Origin of the sequence: Haloprofundus salilacus (assembly GCF_020150815.1) — an archaeon.
Taxonomy (GTDB): Archaea; Halobacteriota; Halobacteria; order Halobacteriales; family Haloferacaceae; genus Haloprofundus; species Haloprofundus salilacus.
Window position 1 is genome coordinate 2,846,079 of the sequence record NZ_CP083723.1, and the last position, 16,293, is coordinate 2,862,371.

General features: G+C 63.9%; 12 protein-coding genes. 5 read left to right on the forward strand and 7 right to left on the reverse strand.

Translation table 11 applies throughout. From position 1 onward, the window contains the following. Positions 1–170 precede the first annotated feature (170 nt). The 5 genes from LAQ58_RS14800 to LAQ58_RS14820 all read left to right on the forward strand — a co-directional run bounded on the left by LAQ58_RS14800 (position 171) and on the right by LAQ58_RS14820 (position 5,069). Positions 171–1,979 (forward strand): SLC13 family permease, encoded by a 1,809-nt coding sequence (locus LAQ58_RS14800; RefSeq protein WP_224450184.1) that lies wholly within the window; start codon positions 171–173, stop codon positions 1,977–1,979. A 101-nt stretch (positions 1,980–2,080) separates the two neighbouring features. Continuing rightward, complete coding sequence (locus LAQ58_RS14805) at positions 2,081–2,509, forward strand: DUF7539 family protein (RefSeq protein ID WP_224448211.1); 429 nt, start codon at positions 2,081–2,083, stop codon at positions 2,507–2,509. Between the two features lie 136 nt (positions 2,510–2,645). Next, positions 2,646–2,966, forward strand: a complete 321-nt coding sequence (locus LAQ58_RS14810; protein WP_224448212.1) for a DUF5783 family protein — start codon at positions 2,646–2,648, stop codon at positions 2,964–2,966. A 93-nt stretch (positions 2,967–3,059) separates the two neighbouring features. Beyond that, on the forward strand, positions 3,060–3,428 hold the full coding sequence (locus LAQ58_RS14815) for a NifU family protein (RefSeq protein WP_224448213.1): 369 nt from the start codon (positions 3,060–3,062) through the stop codon (positions 3,426–3,428). A gap of 93 nt (positions 3,429–3,521) precedes the next feature. Beyond that, positions 3,522–5,069, forward strand: coding sequence for a sulfatase (locus LAQ58_RS14820; RefSeq protein ID WP_224448214.1), 1,548 nt, complete (start codon positions 3,522–3,524; stop codon positions 5,067–5,069). A 12-nt stretch (positions 5,070–5,081) separates the two neighbouring features. Here LAQ58_RS14820 and LAQ58_RS14825 read toward each other — a convergent pair whose 3' ends face one another. From LAQ58_RS14825 to LAQ58_RS14855, 7 genes are all read right to left on the reverse strand, one after another. Continuing rightward, positions 5,082–5,984: a ketopantoate reductase family protein gene (locus LAQ58_RS14825; protein WP_224448215.1), complete on the reverse strand. Its 903-nt coding sequence runs from the start codon at positions 5,982–5,984 to the stop codon at positions 5,082–5,084. Positions 5,985–6,056: 72 nt separating this feature from the next. Beyond that, positions 6,057–6,386 carry a DUF7130 family rubredoxin-like protein gene (locus LAQ58_RS14830; protein WP_224448216.1) on the reverse strand — a complete coding sequence of 110 codons (330 nt, stop codon included), beginning with the start codon at positions 6,384–6,386 and terminating at the stop codon, positions 6,057–6,059. Positions 6,387–6,472: 86 nt separating this feature from the next. Continuing rightward, complete coding sequence (locus LAQ58_RS14835; RefSeq protein ID WP_224448217.1) at positions 6,473–7,315, reverse strand: NAD-dependent epimerase/dehydratase family protein; 843 nt, start codon at positions 7,313–7,315, stop codon at positions 6,473–6,475. Positions 7,316–7,393: 78 nt separating this feature from the next. Then, complete coding sequence (locus LAQ58_RS14840; protein WP_224448218.1) at positions 7,394–8,851, reverse strand: amidase; 1,458 nt, start codon at positions 8,849–8,851, stop codon at positions 7,394–7,396. Then, on the reverse strand, positions 8,851–9,258 hold the full coding sequence (locus LAQ58_RS14845) for a hypothetical protein (protein ID WP_224448219.1): 408 nt from the start codon (positions 9,256–9,258) through the stop codon (positions 8,851–8,853). The genes LAQ58_RS14840 and LAQ58_RS14845 overlap by 1 nt, the downstream gene beginning before the upstream one ends. 180 nt (positions 9,259–9,438) lie before the next feature. After that, positions 9,439–10,986: a TrkH family potassium uptake protein gene (locus LAQ58_RS14850; RefSeq protein ID WP_224448220.1), complete on the reverse strand. Its 1,548-nt coding sequence runs from the start codon at positions 10,984–10,986 to the stop codon at positions 9,439–9,441. 284 nt (positions 10,987–11,270) lie between these two features. Then, on the reverse strand, positions 11,271–16,292 hold the full coding sequence (locus LAQ58_RS14855) for a DNA polymerase II large subunit (RefSeq protein ID WP_224448221.1): 5,022 nt from the start codon (positions 16,290–16,292) through the stop codon (positions 11,271–11,273). Position 16,293: the final 1 nt, after the last annotated feature.

A 16,293-nucleotide genomic window follows, 5' to 3' on the forward strand; every position in this document is an offset into this window, starting at 1 on the left:
CGGATTCTGGAGCGGCCAACGCGATTCGAGAGGCGCCCCAGAGCGTCCGCGAGGACGGCCGACGCGCGGATACCAGTTCTTTTCCCTCGCAAACACCTCGTTTCGGTATGTCCTTCTCTTCGGCCACACCGTCAGTCCAGAGTGTGGCTTCGTCTCCGTTGACGGTCGACATGCTCGTCGTCTTCGCGCTGATTCTCCTCGCGTTCGTGCTGTTTGCCACCGAGCGATTCCCCATCGACGTCACCGCTATTTTGCTGATGGTCCTGTTGATGGTGCTCGAACCGTGGACCCAGATAACCCCACGGGAGGGGATTTCCGGCTTCGCCAACCCCGCCACGATCACCGTGTTGGCGATGCTCATTCTGAGCACCGGAATCAATCGGACTGGCATCGTCCAGTTGTTCGGTCGGAAGATGGCCTCGTTCGCAGGCGACGACCGACGCAAACAGCTCGCCGCGACCATCGGCGTCACCGGACCGGTGTCGGGAGTCATCAACAACACGCCGGTCGTCGCCATCCTGGTTCCCGTCATCGCCGACCTCGCCCACGAGGGGAAAACGTCGCCGTCGAAGCTGCTCATGCCACTCTCCTTCGCCTCGATGCTCGGCGGGACGTTGACGCTCATCGGCACGTCGACGAACATCCTCGCGAGCGACATCGCGGCCCAGATCGGAGCGGAGTCGCCCGAACTCGGGCTGCACGCGTTCGGCATGTTCGAGTTCACCAAACTCGGCATCGTTGTCTTCGTGGTCGGAGCCGTCTATCTGATGACGGTCGGCGTCAGGTTGCTCCCCGAGCGCGTGCCGGTCGATGAGGACCTCGTTGAGGAGTACGCCCTCCAAGAGTATCTCGCGGACGTCGTCGTCCCGGCGAACTCCTCGCTGCTCGGTCAGACCGTCGAAGAGGCGCTCGGCGACGACGAACTCGACATCGACGTCCTCCAACTGATCCGCAACGGAGAGCGCTTCTCCGAGCCGCTCGCCCGAAAGGAGATCCACCAGAGCGACACGCTCCGTCTCAGGACGAATCGGGAGACGCTCGAGCGGATCATGGACGCCGAGGGTCTCGCACTCGCTGGGCGTCCTCGAACCGAGAGCGAGCTTCATCCGAACGAAGAGGAGCCCGTCCTCGTCGAAGTGGTCATCCCGTCGGGGTCGTTTCTCGTCGGCGAGACGCTGTCGAGTTCGGCGTTCCGGCAGCGCTACGACGCGAACGTGCTCGCCTTCCGGACCCGCGGCGACGTAGTCCGCGACCGGTTCGAGGAGATCAAGGTCCGCGTCGGGGACACGCTTCTCGTGCAGGCGCCGCCCGACAGCCTCGCCCGGCTCGTCGAAAACGAGGATTTCATCGTCGCCCACGAGTTCGACGAGGTGACTTACCGGAGCGAGAAGATACCGTTCGCCGTCCTGATCATCGCCGGAGTCGTCGCACTGCCCGCGCTGAACGTCTTCCCGATAGTCGTCTCCGCGTTAGCGGGGGTCGTGGCGATGGTGTTCACCGGCGTCCTCAAACCGAACGAACTCTACTCGTCCGTCGAGTGGAACGTCATCTTCCTGCTCGCGGGCGTCATCCCGCTCGGAATCGCCCTCCAGCAGACTGGGGCCGCCGACCTGCTCGGGAGCCTCGTCGCATCGACGGCGGCGTTTCTGCCCGCAATCGGCGTCCTCTGGGTGTTCTACCTCGCGACTGGGTTGCTGACGAGCGTCATCAGCAACAACGCGAGCGTCGTGCTGATGATTCCCGTAGCGGTCAGCGCCGCGCAGTCGATCGGCGCGAACGCGTTCGCGTTCGTGCTCGCCGTGACGTTCGCAGCGTCGACGGCGTTCATGACGCCCGTCGGCTACCAGACGAATCTGTTCGTCTACGGTCCCGGCGGCTACACCTTCTCGGACTTCATTCGCGTCGGTGCGCCGCTGCAGTTCCTGCTGTCGGTCGTGACCGTGCTCGGCATCTCGTTCTTCTGGGGCGTCCGCGTGTGAGTCGGATAGTCGGACTCGAGGCCGCGTGAAGCCGTTATCGTGGGTTACTGACCAGTGGGCGTCGTACTAACGTTGATTGGTCTGGGCGACCTCACATTATTATGGCCGAGTTTCCAGACGAACGTCAACTTGTAGTGGAAGTGCGCTCCCAGTTGGAGCAGTGGACGAACAGCGCCCGTAGAGAGGCGTACGCCGAACTGTTCGAGGGCGACGACCCGCTCCTCACCGCCGAAGAGCGACAGTTCCTCGATTCATTCGATTCGGCGATGGAACGGGCGGGCGGCGACGGTATCTGGGGGACCGACCAGTACGGCGTCCACACGGCGGGTACCGGGAGTTCTGACACTTCGCTCGGCGTCGTCTGCGTCTATCACCCGCAGATAACCGATGACTCCGTCCTCCGGGGACAAGACGGTCTCGACGACGAAACGGAGGAGCGAATCAACGCGGCGCTCTGGACGTACAGCGAGCGCGTCGCGGAACTCGTCGAGCGAGAGCTCGACGCATACGTCGAGCAAAAAGGGAGATAACACCGTCCGAGACGGCGTTTGTTCGAAAGGGTCGAGTCAGTCTCCGGTCGTCCGGCATCGGTCGCCGGCCGTCGGACGTTCGCACTCTCGAACTCGGACCGTCCGACTTTTGCGGTCCGCCGCCCGACTCACCGGTATGACCGACTTCGACCCCGAGAAGTTCGAAGACAAGTACGTCCACTACTTTCCGCAACTCCAGCGCGCGTACAAGAGCGCGTTCGAGACGATGAACGAAGAGTACGACTCGACGCTCATCCACGGCATCGACCAGGAGATTCTCAACGAATCGGAACCCGTTTACGAGGACGGACGCTTCCGTATCCGGTTGCCCGAGAACCCCCACGACCGACTGACGAGCGTCGTCGTCAACGACGAGAAACTGGACGCAACGCTGGAACGCTACGTCGACGAGTTGGAGGCTGAACATCACCGCGTGTTCGGCGTCGAACGACCGTGAATCGGCGGAGTTGCGGCGCCGAGCGACCGATTTCGTCGGTGGTGGGTCGGGGCGAACCAAAGGCATAAGACGCCACACCGCCAAACCGCGCACATGAGTACGGAGCCACAGGACGCCGACGACGACCTCAAAGAGCGCGTCACTAACTTCCTGCGACGCAACTTCCCGCAGATTCAGATGCACGGCGGCAGCGCCGCCATCCAGCACCTCGACCGCGAGAACGGTGAGGTGAGCATCGCCCTCGGCGGTGCCTGTTCCGGGTGCGGTATCTCGCCGATGACCATCCAGGCCATCAAGAGCCGAATGGTCAAGGAGATCCCCGAGATCAACAAGGTCAACGCCGACACCGGCATGGGCGGCGGCGGAATGGGCGGCGACGGCGGCATGAGTCCGTCGTTCCCCGGCGAGACGACCCGCGACGACGACAGCGGCAGCGACGAAGGCCCGCAGGCCCCGTTCTAACTCCTTTTAGGGGGCGTGTGCGCCCCGGTAGCGTCGGCTTAGCGCCCGGAAACATACCCGTGTTTTATTCCCGTTACGCTCGGAGAGGGAGGTATGAGCGACGAGTCTCCCGCGAACGTGTTGTTCGTGGTGATGGACACGGTTCGGAAGGACCACCTGACCACGTACGGCTACGAGCGACCCACGACGCCCGGCCTCGAATCGTTCTCCGAGGAGTCGACGGTGTTCGACCAGGCGGTCGCCCCGGCACCGTGGACGCTCCCGGTGCACGCGTCGATGTTCACCGGGATGTACCCGAGTCGACACGGCGCGGACCAGGAGACGCCGTATCTCGACAACGTGACGACGCTCGCCGAGACGCTGTCGACGGCGGGGTACGACACGGCGTGTTACTCCTCGAACGCGTGGATTACGCCGTACACCCACCTCACCGACGGGTTCGACGACCAGAACAACTTCTTCGAGGTGATGCCCGGCGAGTTCCTCTCAGGACCGCTCGCGAAGGCGTGGAAGACGCTCAACGACAACGAACGTCTCCGCGCTGTCGCCGACAAACTCGTCAGCCTCGGCAACACAGCTCACGAGTACCTCGCCGACGGTGAGGGCGCGGACTCGAAGACGCCCGCGGTCATCGACCAGACGATAGAGTTCATCGAGGAGAGCGACCGGTCGTTCGCCTTCATCAACCTGATGGACGCCCACCTGCCGTACCACCCCCCGAAGGAGTACAAGGAGCAGTTCGCCCCCGGCGTCGACTCGACGGAAGTGTGCCAGAACTCCAAGGAGTACAACTCCGGCGCACGCGACATCACCGACGGCGAGTGGGAGGACATCCGCGGGCTGTACGACGCCGAAATCGCCCACATCGACGACCAGCTGACTCGCCTGTTCGACTGGCTGAAGGAGACCGACCGCTGGGACGACACAATGGTCGTCGTCTGCTCGGACCACGGCGAACTACACGGCGAACACGACATCTACGGCCACGAGTTCTGCCTGTACGACCCGCTCATCAACGTCCCGCTGATGGTGAAACACCCGGAACTCGGGACGGGTCGCCGCGACGACCAGGTCGAGTTGGTCGACCTCTACCACACGGTGCTGGACGCCCTCGACGTGGAAGGCGGCGAACCGGCGTCGTCCGGCGAGGACGTGGTCGCTCTCGACAGAACTCGGTCGCTGCTCTCCTCGTCGTACCGCGAGTTCGCCGACGTCGACTCCCCGGACCCCGGGCAGCAGGGGTCGCCCGACGGCGAGTACGCCTTCGTCGAGTACTCTCGTCCCATAGTCGAACTCAAACAGTTAGAGGAGAAGGCGAAGGCCGCGGGCATCACGCTCCCGGAGGATTCGCGCTTCTACTCGCGGATGCGCGCCGCCCGCCGACCGGATGCGAAATACGTTCGCATCGACCGCATCCCGAACGAGGCGTACCGCCTCGACGAGGACCCCGGGGAGGTGACGAACCTCGCAGGGAAGGGCGACGAGAAGATAGAGGCCGCAGAGCAGGCGCTCGCACGCTTCGAGGTGGCCGCCGGAGGCGCGTGGACCGGCGCCGACGACGTGGAAGTGACCGACGACGCCCTCGACGACATGGACGACACGACTCAAGAACGGCTTCGCGACCTCGGCTACATGGAGTAGCGTAACCGCGAACTAACGTACCCCGCGCCCTCGTTCCCACGCCCGCAACAGCGCCGCAAGCGTCCGGTTCGTCGGCGCGTCGAGTCGGTGACGCTCGGCGCGGGCGACGACTTCGCCAGAGATAGCGTCCACCTCGGTTCGGCGCTCCGCGTCGACGTCCTGTAACATCGACGACCGATTCTCCGCCGTCGCGTCGACGACCCGGTCGAGCGCCGCCAGTGCTCGTCGGTTCGGCAGCGAGACACCCTCCGCGCGGGCGACGCGGGCCGTCTCGCGCGTCGCGGCGCGGGCGACGCGAGTCGCGTCCGCGTCGCCGTCGGCGAACGCACCGTTTTCGACCCGCGAGAGCGCCGTCACGGGGTTGATACCGGCGTTGACCGCGAGTTTCGTCCAGCGACGCCGGGGCATATCCGTGGCGACCAGCGTCTCGATATCGGCGGCGCGAAACCCGCGTCCGATTCGCTCGGCGATCGGGTCGGGACCGCCGTCGAGCGAGCCGAGGACGACGCGGCCGACGCCCGTGCACTCGACGCGGCCGGGTTCGAGCAGTCGCGCGCCGTAGGTCGCCGTTCCGGCGAGAACGGGCGCGTCGAGTTTCGCTTCTAGCGTCTCCTCGGTCAACCCGTTCTGCAGCGAGAGGACGGAACCGAAGTCGCCGGTCTCCAGCGCCTCGGCCGCTTCGGCGGTGTCGAACGCTTTCACCGTCACCAGCGCGAGGTCGGCGACGAGATTCTCGCCCTCGGTAGTCGCGTCAGGGGTCGTGTGCGCCTCGACGGCGCTGGAGATGCGAAGTCCCGACTCGCGGACGCGAGCGGCGTGGGCGTCGCGGGCGACGAGCGTCACGTCGTGGACGCGGGCGAGCAGTCCGCCAACGAGGCTGCCGAGACTCCCCGCGCCGAAGACGACGACCTGCATACCACCCCTCTCGGAGCGGGCGACAAAAAGGCGTACACTCCGCGGGCGACGCGAGCGGGGGTTAACTCCGGCTCAGTCCTCAGTCCAGTACATGAGATCCTCTTTGGGCGAGTCGCAGTTCGGACACCGGTCGGGGAGCCCCTTGTCGATTTCGCCCATCTCGCCACACTCCATGCAGCGCCACATGAGGTAGCCCTCGCCAAACTCCTGGCCCGACCGAGCGTGTTCGACGCTCAGCGCCTCCATCCCCTCGCGCATCGTCACGTAGAAGCCCCCGTCGTCGAACCCGCGAATCGTTCCGAGTTCGTTGCCCTCGTCGTCGTACACCACCTTACCGAGGTCGAGTTGTTCGATCTCGTCGTCCGAAACGTCGTCCGGTGTCTCACCACTATCTCCAACCATGTTCGGAAATTCGACGGCGACAGGGATAAAATTCTGTGACGGTCGCGGGGGCCGAATCCGGGTGGTAGCCGCGCGGTCGTCGACGTTCAGTTCGGCGGCGCGTCCCACTCCTCGCCGTCGTCCTGCGGTTCGTAACCGACCGTCTCGCGGGCGTGCCGGAGGTCGTCGAGCCACCGCCGCTCGTTGCCGCTCACGCCGTAGAACTGATCCCACTCGACGGAGTCGTCGCGGAGACAGCAGTCGACCAGCTGCGCGAGGTCGCGCCGGGACTGCCAGAGTCCCTTGAGTCGGGCGACCTGCTCCTCGTAGGCGTCGCTTCCGGGCTCCCACACACCCTCGTCGACGCCGCGTTCTGCGTCGCCGTAGGGGTGGTCGTACTCCGGCGGACGGACGGAGCCGATTCGAAGCGCGTAAAACCGGATGCCGTGCGCTTCCGCGGCGAGTCGACCGAGGTCCTCGCCGTAGCTCTTGGTCAGCCCGTAGCGCGAGTCCGGCCGGTGCGGTTCGGTGTGGTCGGCTCTCACTCCGGTGTCGTAGTACACATCGGGCGCGTTCCGCACCTCGACCATCCCGACGGTGTGGTTCGAGGAGGCGAAGACGACGCTGTCGAGACCCGCGTCGACCGCCGCCTCGTAGACGTTGTGGAGCGCTTCGAGATTGTCGGCGAGCGGTTTCGACCAGCCGAGTTCGCGCGAGTCGGGGCCACCCGTCCCCGGCACGATCGCCAGATGGACGACGGCGTCTTTCCCCTCGAAGTGGGGGCGAATCGCGTCGTAGTCGCGTACGTCGGCGACGACGGTTTCGTGAGGGCTCTCTCCGTCTCGGCTCTCGATATCGAGCAGCGTGAACTCGTACTCGTCGTCGTCGCCGAGGTGGTCGGTTATCGCCGTCCCGACGACGCCGTGGCCGCCGGTGATGAGCACGTCCATACCTAATCAGCAGGTCACGCCCCCATAGTCTCTCGGGCGGCGCATTCGAAGGCGGAGACCGGGGTCGACGCCGGGGGACTAGTCGCTCGTGACGCCGAGTTCGTCGGCGACGCGTGCTATCGACTCCGTCTCGAACTCGCCGATCAACTCGGTGTAGTCGACGTGGTCCGTCCGCGACTGGTACTCCTCGGCGAGCGCCAACACCGTCGGGTCGTCGTACGCCCGCCCGACAATTTCGATGGCGGTCGGGAGGTCCCGCTCGCCGAAGCCGTTCGGCAGGGCGACGCCGGGCAGTCCCGCCACGTTGGCCGCCGCACCCATCGACGTGCTACTGTACTCGGCGAAGTAGTCGACGAACGGCGACCCGAGCGGGCTGGCGACCGTCGCCCGCGTCGGGACGACGACGGCGTCGTAGGGGGCGAACGCCTCGTCCAACTCGCGCTGTATCACCGTCCGGACGCGGTTCGCCGTGACGTAGTCCTCCGCGAGGACGGCCTGCTGAGCGTAACCCCCGATACGGGAGGCCTCGTTGGTCAGTTCGAGCGCGTCGCCGCGGGCGACGAACTCCGCGAACGCCGACGCCGATTCGGCGTCGATAATCGTTCCCGCGACGGCCGCGTACGGAATATCCGGCAGCGTGATCTCCTCAACGTCGGCGAACTCGGAGAACGTCTCGACCGACCGCCGGTAGTTCTCGCGGACGGCCTCCTGTTCGTTCTCGCCGGCGCTCGACAGCACGGCGATTCTGGTCTTGCCCTTCAGTCGGGCGGGCGGCTTCGTGGGCGGACGCTCGGTCGTACTCGGGTCGCGTTCATCGGCTCCAGCGATAGCCCGGTAGACGAGGTCACAACCCCGCGCGGATCGACAGAGCGGCCCGAGTTTGTCCATCGTGTACGACAGCGCCATCGCACCGTACCGACTCACGCGACCGTACGTCGGCCGAAAGCCGGCGACGCCGCTGAACGCCGCCGGGGTGGTGATGGAGCCGAACGTCTCGCTGCCGACGGCGAAGCCGACGAGACCGGCTGCGACGGCCGCAGCGGGACCGCTGGAGGATCCACCGGCCCACGCGTCCGTGTTCCACGGGCTGCTCGTCGGTCCGGTGAAGGTGGCGTCCGCCGAATCGTAGACGAAGCCGCCGGCGAGTTCTATCATCGCCAGCTTCGCGACCAGAACCGCACCGGCCTCTTCGAGGCGTTCGACGACCGTCGCGTCGTAGTCGAGCTGCTGGTCTCGGAGCGGTTCGGCACCCCACGTCGTCGGATACCCCTCCGCCGCAAGCAGGTCCTTCACGCCGTAGGGAATGCCGAGCAGCGGTCGGTCCTCGCCCGCGCCGTCCGCTAGTTCCTCGTCCGCTCTGTCGGCCGCTTCGAGCGCTCGCTCCTCGGTCACGGTGACGACAGCGTTCAGGTCGTCGCCGACGGTCCACAGTCGTTCGATGTACGCCTCGGTCAACTCTCGGGAGGTGAACTCGCCGTCGCGAAGCCTCTCGCCCAGTTCCTCGACGGTCGAGAAGAGAATCTCGTCGTCGACCATCACTCCTCACCCCGGTACGGTTCGAAGGTGTACGCCGGATCGGTGGTGTACGCCAACTCGAACTTGCCGACGGCCTCGCCCGAGGCGAGGATACCCGCGAGACGCGTTCGGACGGCGTCGAGTTGGTCGTCGCTCAACTGGTCGCCGTAGTTCGCCTCGACGTAGGCGAGGAGGGCGTCGGTTCCGACCGGAACGTCCTCCTGTTGAGCTACGGCGTCGGCGTCGACGGCGTCGTCGCCGTCGGATGCGCTGTCGTTTTCGGCGGCGACCGATTCGGCGGAACCGACGAAACCCGCGGCCGCGAGCGCTCCCAGGACGGTTCGGCGGCGAAATCCGGTTGAATCGGTCGATTCTCGAGGAAAATCGGTCTCTCGCTGCGTGTACGTCGGATCGTGAAACCTCGTCATGCGTGCGAGTCTCTAGCGCAGAAAGGAGCGTATTAGATTTTCCTGATAGAAAACCCCGTAAATTGAATCGCGTAGTCGAGTAGGATCTCTAAATACAGGGCCTTCGCGAGGAAATCGCCCGCAGACGGTCGCGACGAGTCTCGGCCGCTCTTGCGAAGTCCGCGATGTCGCCGATAGCTGTCACTGCCGCCAAAACGCCGGTGTAAGAATGACCAGTACCGAGAGTACCTCCAAGCGACCGATCCACATCAGAAAGACCATGTAGAGTTTTGCGGCGTCTGAGAACGGCAGGAAGCTGTTCATCGGGCCAACAACGCCGAAGCCCGGGCCGATGTTCCCCAGCGTGGCGATAGCGACACTCATCGCCTCAAGCCCTGACAGCGACACGCCGGGTGTTCGCAAACTATCGAGATACAGGAACACCGTCGAGAGGGCAAATAGCGTCAAAAAGAGCACGATGAACACGAGCACATCTCGGATTGTTTCCTCGTCGACGACTTCCTGCTTGAGTCGTACCGGTTTGATGGCCTCAGGATGGACAGACGTGAACAGTGTCCGGAGGACGGCTTTCTTGACGAGAACCCACCGGACAATCTTGATCGAACCGGCAGCCGATCCCGCGGATCCGCCTAAGAAATACGCAAACAACAGTATCGTCTGCGCGGAGGGATCCCAGGTATTGAAATCCATACTCGCGTATCCGGTCGTCGTCACGATGGCGATCACCTGAAAGAGTCCCTGTCGGAGCGAATTTTCGAGATTTCCTGGGATGACGTCGAGGTTCGCTGGAGATTCGGCGAGTCCGACGCCGAGGAAGAGCACTGCCGCGATAGTTGCCCCGAAGCCGAAGATTGCGAGCAGGTACGCACGGAACTCTGTGTTGTCGGTTAATCGACGAGGCTCTCCTCGAAGGACGTACCAGAACAGAGCAAAGTTCGTCCCCGCGACGACCATGAACGGCATCACTGCCCACTGGACAGCCGGCGTAAACGCCTCCACGCTACGTGCCTCGGGAGAGAATCCGCCGGTGGGCATTGTCGTGAGCGCATGCGCAACCGCGTTGTAGAGATTCATGTTCGGCGCCAAACCGCTCAGGTGCAGTCCGTAATAGACCATGGCCGCGAGAGCGGTGAATCCAACGTAGATGCCCCACAGCCCACGCGCGGTCTGCTGGATTCGCGGCGTCAACTTTTTTAGCGAGATTCCTGGCGCTTCCTGGTTCATGATCTGAGCGCCCCCGACCGATAGCTCCGGCAGGATGGCGACCATCAACACGAGAATGCCCATTCCGCCGAGCCACTGGGTGAGCTGGCGCCACATCAGCATCGCGTAGCCATGGCGCTCGACCGAGATCTCACCGAGAACAGTAGCACCGGTCGTCGTGAATCCGCTCATGCTTTCGAACAGGGCGTTGACGGGGTTCGCAATAGTGCCCGTTCCAGCGACGAGATACGGCACTATCCCCGCCAGGGGCACGACCAACCACACGAGACTTACCAAGAGGAACGCCTCCCGGTTTTGAAGCTCGCCATCGTCGCGGACTCGCTCCAGCAAGAAACCGCCGCCAACCATGAGAATGCTAGTCGCGAGGAACGGAATCGGATCTTCACCGTAGAAGAGCGCCAGAACGAGCGGAAACAGCGGCGTAATGCCGATGTATTTGAGAACGGTCCCGACGAGGGCCACGCTTACCCTGTAATCAACATACACGCTCGGTGTGCGGGCCATCAAACAGCTAGAGTGATTGAGCGATGAACGGATGGACGTTTCGGTTCGGCGAGTTCTCCGGAGGGACTATTCATTGGCTCACTCGAAAAGAGGATACTGGATACACCTGCAGAAAAGACGCATATCAGGAATCAGCTCCAAAAGTAGCTAACGCAACAGAGGTCACAAGAAGTCCGCGATGCCACTCTGTGTGTTCATGTCGTCCTGCGACCACCTTTTTACTCCTCAGGCCGCGCTTCGCGCGACCCTCGTCGCAAAAATCTGGACCAAAAATAGTCTGTCAGTTACATGAAGTCCGCGATGCCGCTCTGTTTGTTCTTGTCGTTCTCGAAGACGCTCTCCAGACTCTTCTTGAGCACTTCGAGGCGCTGTTTCGTGTAATCGCGACAGCCGAACTCCTCGGCCACCTCGATGGCGGTTTCCATGTACTTGTTCACCGACCCCTGGTGCACCGTCAGGTTGACGCGCCCGCCGCACTCACGACAGTCGCCGGTCAGCGGCATTCTCCGATACTTTTCGCCGCAGTCGAGACACCGCGTCGTCTGCCGCGAGAACGCGCGGAGATTGCCGATGAGGTCCGGCAGGAAGTGGTACTCGATGACTCGCTCGGCGACGTCCGTCTCGTCGACGGCGCGAAGTTTCCGCGCGAGATGGAGTTGGGCGTCCATCTTCTCGGTCATCGACCCGAGCGTCTTGTACGCCGACAACGACGGGCCGAGGTGGATGTTCGAGGTGTCGTGGGTGTGGTGGAACTCCGAGTACTCGAGATCGGTGCCCAGATTGTCCTCGGCGATCTGGATGAGCTCCTCTACCTCGCCGGGGTCGGCCATCTCGCGGGTCGCCTCGTAGAACTCCCGCGGGTACTGCCGCACGATGTCCATATTGTGCGCCTCGTCGTCGATCTCGGAGGGGTCGATGCGCGAGGACATGACCAACGGTGCGTCCATACGCCCGCCCCGCTTGTTGGGGAGGAACTCCTTCGAGAAGTTCAAGAGACCATCCATGAGCAGCATGACGCAGTCTTCGTCGCCGTCGCATTGGCCGACGTAGAGGTCGTTAGCGACGAGTGTGTGCGTCTCCTCGACGGTGAGGCAGTAGGTGTGTTCCACGTTGCTCTTCACATACTCAACTGAAACGACTTCGTCAAGAAGTACGTCGCCGCCGTCGCCAAAGAGTCGTTGTGAACGGAGTTCAGTCGCCGCCAGCGCGGTTTCTATCGTGGCCTGCTTTCGTTCGAGATGGAATCCAATTTCTTCGGCGAAGCGAGCAGCGTTTTCCGAGGTTATCTTGAGAACTGTTGCTTCGGACATCGGTGACTCGTCGTAGAAGTCAGCAACGACACCCGAGGTGATGGTACGTACCTCAGAGTATGTTTTCGTCGCGATTCCGAACCGCTTGAGGAGACCGATGATGTCCTGCGAAAGCTCGTCACTGACTGTGTGGGCGCGAATCTCGATGCGGTCACTCGACGCGCTTCCATCCCCGCTGAAGTATGCGGAGAGGAACGCGGCAACTACCGAGTGAGTCGACGAAGTGACGCAGTTGGGAACGCGCTTCGATTCAGCTCGGGTTCCTACGTCGAGGATGTCGGAAAACAGCGTTGCGACGAGGCGGCTCGATGCCGTCACTTTCCACTTGTTCTCCTCGTAAGCCTCGACACCGAGCGCGTTCGCGAAAGCGTCTATGACTGCCGTGCGTGCCTCCGCGTCTGGGATGCAGATAGTCGTCTGATAGAACTGGTTAGCTTCGCGACGGGTGAACCCCTCAGCCGCGTAATATCCGAGGAGAGTACCGACGTTTTCATCGACTGCCAACTGGCGGGAGACGGTTGTTGTGTCGCGGCGGATACCGAGCTTGACGTCGGTGGGAACGCGGTCAACGACGCTTTCTTCGCCGACCAGTTCAATAAGGACGCTGACGGGAATACTGTCTCTATTAACCCAGTTGTAGACTGTCAATTGGCTAACCCCGAGCGTCTCGGCGGTAGCCTTACAGTAGCCTTTGCCCGACGTTGCGTCGTCTAACAATGCTTTGAGCCGCTCAGCGCCGAGACCTCGAATCACGAGGTCTTCGTTCGGTATCGACTCAACGGTGAGGAACTCCTCTAAGAGGTCGAAGCCGATCCGTTCTCCGTCAAAGGAGACAACCTCTGGCGCGGGAAGTTCGTCGCCAACTTGGAGAGATTGAGCCTCTACTGGTTCGAGTCCTCCGTTCCATCGGCGGAGTTTGTGGTCTACCGTTACAGTGAGCGTGCGCCCGCTCCGAGTTTCCACCTGAACCAAGTGGTCTGGTGCCTGATGTTTCGAAACCGATTCGACACGACTCAGGCACGGACTGTCGCCGGGGCCGACAGCGGGCACAAGAACGTCTCCATCCAGTTCCTGGACTAGCGTCCCGAAATCGTCCGTCTCGGGGTCGTCGAGTCGCGCTTCGACAAGCGATTCGATATCATCGTAGTGCCATTCACCCGCTTCGTCTTCGAACCAGACCTTCGTATCCGGGTGGAAGCAATTCCTTCGCTTCGCCGCGTGGAAGTACGGATGCGCGTACCCCACCGCGGCGCTCGTGAATCCGACGACCCGCCCGACGACCGCAGCGCTCGTGTGCGGGGCCATCCCGAACACCAGTTCGCCGACGAGGTCGTCGCGCTCGTTCACTTCGTAGAAGGCGGGGAGACCGTAGTAGCTCTCCAGGAGGTCGTCGACGAAGTTCGCCGTCTTCAGCATGTGCTCGGCCGCGCCGTCCGAGAGGACGATGTCCTGGACTCTGAGTTCGAGCAGTTGGTCGTCGTGGCGGAGCGGTTCGCCGTCGATGTCGCGTTCGTAGCCGAGTTCGCGGAAGTGTTCGGCCGTCACGTCGAGTTCCTCGGGGCGAACCGCGGTGACGGGAAGATCCGTCATGTCGTAGCGGACCGTGCCGTCTTTAAACGCGGTGACGCCGTGTTTCGCGCGGAGAACGCCTTTCTCCATCGCCTCGGGCGTCTTGTGCGCCGACGTGAGTCCCTTCACGCCCTTCAGAATCTTGTACGAGGCTTTCCGCTCGCCGACGGCGTCGAGCGCATCGGAGAGTTCGCGGCCGATATCGACGTCGTGCCAGTCGGGGCTCTCGACCTCGCGTTCGCAGCGCGGACACTCGACCCGGCCCGCCTCGTCGGGTTCGACCTCGATTTCGCAGTCGGTGCACTCGTAGTACGGTTCGGTGTGGCCGCCGCACGACGGGCAACTGGGTTTGTACGTGTGCTCGCCGCAGGCGGCGCACTCGCGGCGACCGACGCGGACGCCGACGATACCGCGGCGACCCCGGTCGTCCATCTTCCGGGCCGCTTCGCCCACGTTGCGCTGACTTCCCCCGGCCTCGCCGATGGGAAACAGCGTGTGGACCGCAGGCGAGAGGTCGCGGCTCTCGGACTTCTCGGGCCGGCCCATCCGGTTGCCGATTCGGGTCGGCGCGCGCTCCTGAACCGCGAAAGGGGCAACTTCGTTGGCGGCTTTCACGGCGTTGTCGCCGCCGGCCCAGTTTCGGGCGTCAGCCGAGAGGTCCTCGGCGTTCCACGTCTTCCGGAGACCGTCGTCGAGGCCGAGCGTCCGCGCGAGCGGTCGCCACTCCGGAATCCGGAGGGCGTCCTCGGTCTGGGAGTGTTCGACGAGCAGGTGTTCGAGCGCCCGCCTCGTCGTCTCGGTGCGTTCGATAGCGAGAACGCCGTCGGTGAGTTCGCCGTCGGAAACGGCGTCGGCGAGCGCTTCGAACTCCGAAACGGAGATGTCGTGCCACAGGTAGGTGAACTTCGGATGCAGCGGCGCGTCGTACTCGGTGGCCCACTCCAACGCCTGCTCGACGGTCGGCGATTCGAGGTCGACGCGCGGCGAATCACGGAGCGCCTGTACGTCCGCGCCTGCCGCTTCGAGGTCCTGTACCCACCACTCGGGTGTGTAGGAGGCGGGCGCGAGCGGGTGGTTGTTCTCGATGAACTCGCCGTAGTTGACGAGGTACTCGCCGAGGTCGAGAATCTTCTCGACGCCGTTTCTGAGTTCGAGCGCCTCCTCCGGGTCGTCGATGCGCCGCACGTCGCCGTTTGCGAGGCGGACCGTCGGTCCCTCGATGGAGTCGACGGGGACCACGCCGCCCGCCTTCCCGGGGCGTTCGGTCTTAATCTGGGTGCCGGTCGCGATGAAGTCGTCGACGACGTGCATTGTCGCCGGGTGGACGCCCGCCGTCGCGAAGCCGTGGTTTCGCGCGCGGCCGTATCTCAGCCGAAAGCCGCCCTCTTCGGACGGGTGGCCGAACACCGGACGGCCCGCGATGAGGTCGCGCAAGAACTTGGTCGCGGGTTCGACGCGTGGGGGACCGTCGGGGTCGGTCGAGTCGGCGTCTTCGATCGCTTCGGCGTCGGCCGATTCGGCGTCTGCCTCCGCCGCGTTCGCGCCGTCGTCGTCGACCCCGCTCTCGTCAGTTTTCCCGTCGTCTTCGCCGATAGTGCCGTCGATGAGGTCCTGCAGCCACGGCCAGTCGACCTCGTCGAGTTGGCGGGTGTAGCGCTGAATCTTCGGCGCTTTGAGCGCGATACCCTCGGCCATGACGAGACACATCCCGCCGCGGGCGGAGTTGGTGTCGACGCGGTCGAGGTCCCGGTAGCCCGACACCTCCTCGTCGCCCGTCGCCTCGCCGTCGAGCATGATCGGCATGTTCCGCGAGATGAAACGCGTCTCCTTGTCCTTCGGCGAGTACTGCAGTCCCGTCTCCTTGTCGTACAGCGCGACCTCCTCGACGTAGCGTTCGACCTCGTCGTCGCGGGCTTTGTACTCGTCGACGCCGATGAGCGTCCGGGTGTAGTCTGCGACCAGCACGGAGAGCGCCTGCGCCGTCCCGCCCGCGGAGCGAATCGGTCCGGCGTAGTAGACGTTGACGAACTCGGTGCCGTCGTCGTTCGGGAGGATTTCGACGCGGTCGATACCCTCGATGGGGGCGGCGACGACACCCTCGGTTAGGAGGGCGACCGCGGTGCGGACCGCGCCCTCGACTTTGCCCGCGCGGGTGTCGTAGTCGCCGACGCGACCCTCCGCGAAGTCCTCGGCCAGCGCGAGCGCCGCTTCCTCGCGGGACATCTGCTCTTCCAGTTCGCGGACGCGCTCGGCGACGCCGTCGATTTCGAGGATGTTCTCGACGCGGTCGGCCATGTCCTTGGCGACCGGAATCTCGACCTCCGTCCCGGGGTCCATACCCTGCTCGCGGGCGGCGTCGGCGAGTTCGAACGCCTCGTCGAGTCGGTTCTCGATGCGCGCGAAGTAGCGCTCGTCGTCCGGTCTCACG

Coding starts and splice junctions, on each gene's coding strand:
- LAQ58_RS14800 (WP_224450184.1), top strand. CDS start 171: ATGCTCGTCGTCTTCGCGCTGATTCTCCTCGCGTTCGTGCTGTTTGCC.
- LAQ58_RS14805 (WP_224448211.1), top strand. CDS start 2,081: ATGGCCGAGTTTCCAGACGAACGTCAACTTGTAGTGGAAGTGCGCTCC.
- LAQ58_RS14810 (WP_224448212.1), top strand. CDS start 2,646: ATGACCGACTTCGACCCCGAGAAGTTCGAAGACAAGTACGTCCACTAC.
- LAQ58_RS14815 (WP_224448213.1), top strand. CDS start 3,060: ATGAGTACGGAGCCACAGGACGCCGACGACGACCTCAAAGAGCGCGTC.
- LAQ58_RS14820 (WP_224448214.1), top strand. CDS start 3,522: ATGAGCGACGAGTCTCCCGCGAACGTGTTGTTCGTGGTGATGGACACG.
- LAQ58_RS14825 (WP_224448215.1), bottom strand. CDS start 5,984: ATGCAGGTCGTCGTCTTCGGCGCGGGGAGTCTCGGCAGCCTCGTTGGC.
- LAQ58_RS14830 (WP_224448216.1), bottom strand. CDS start 6,386: ATGGTTGGAGATAGTGGTGAGACACCGGACGACGTTTCGGACGACGAG.
- LAQ58_RS14835 (WP_224448217.1), bottom strand. CDS start 7,315: ATGGACGTGCTCATCACCGGCGGCCACGGCGTCGTCGGGACGGCGATA.
- LAQ58_RS14840 (WP_224448218.1), bottom strand. CDS start 8,851: ATGGTCGACGACGAGATTCTCTTCTCGACCGTCGAGGAACTGGGCGAG.
- LAQ58_RS14845 (WP_224448219.1), bottom strand. CDS start 9,258: ATGACGAGGTTTCACGATCCGACGTACACGCAGCGAGAGACCGATTTT.
- LAQ58_RS14850 (WP_224448220.1), bottom strand. CDS start 10,986: ATGGCCCGCACACCGAGCGTGTATGTTGATTACAGGGTAAGCGTGGCC.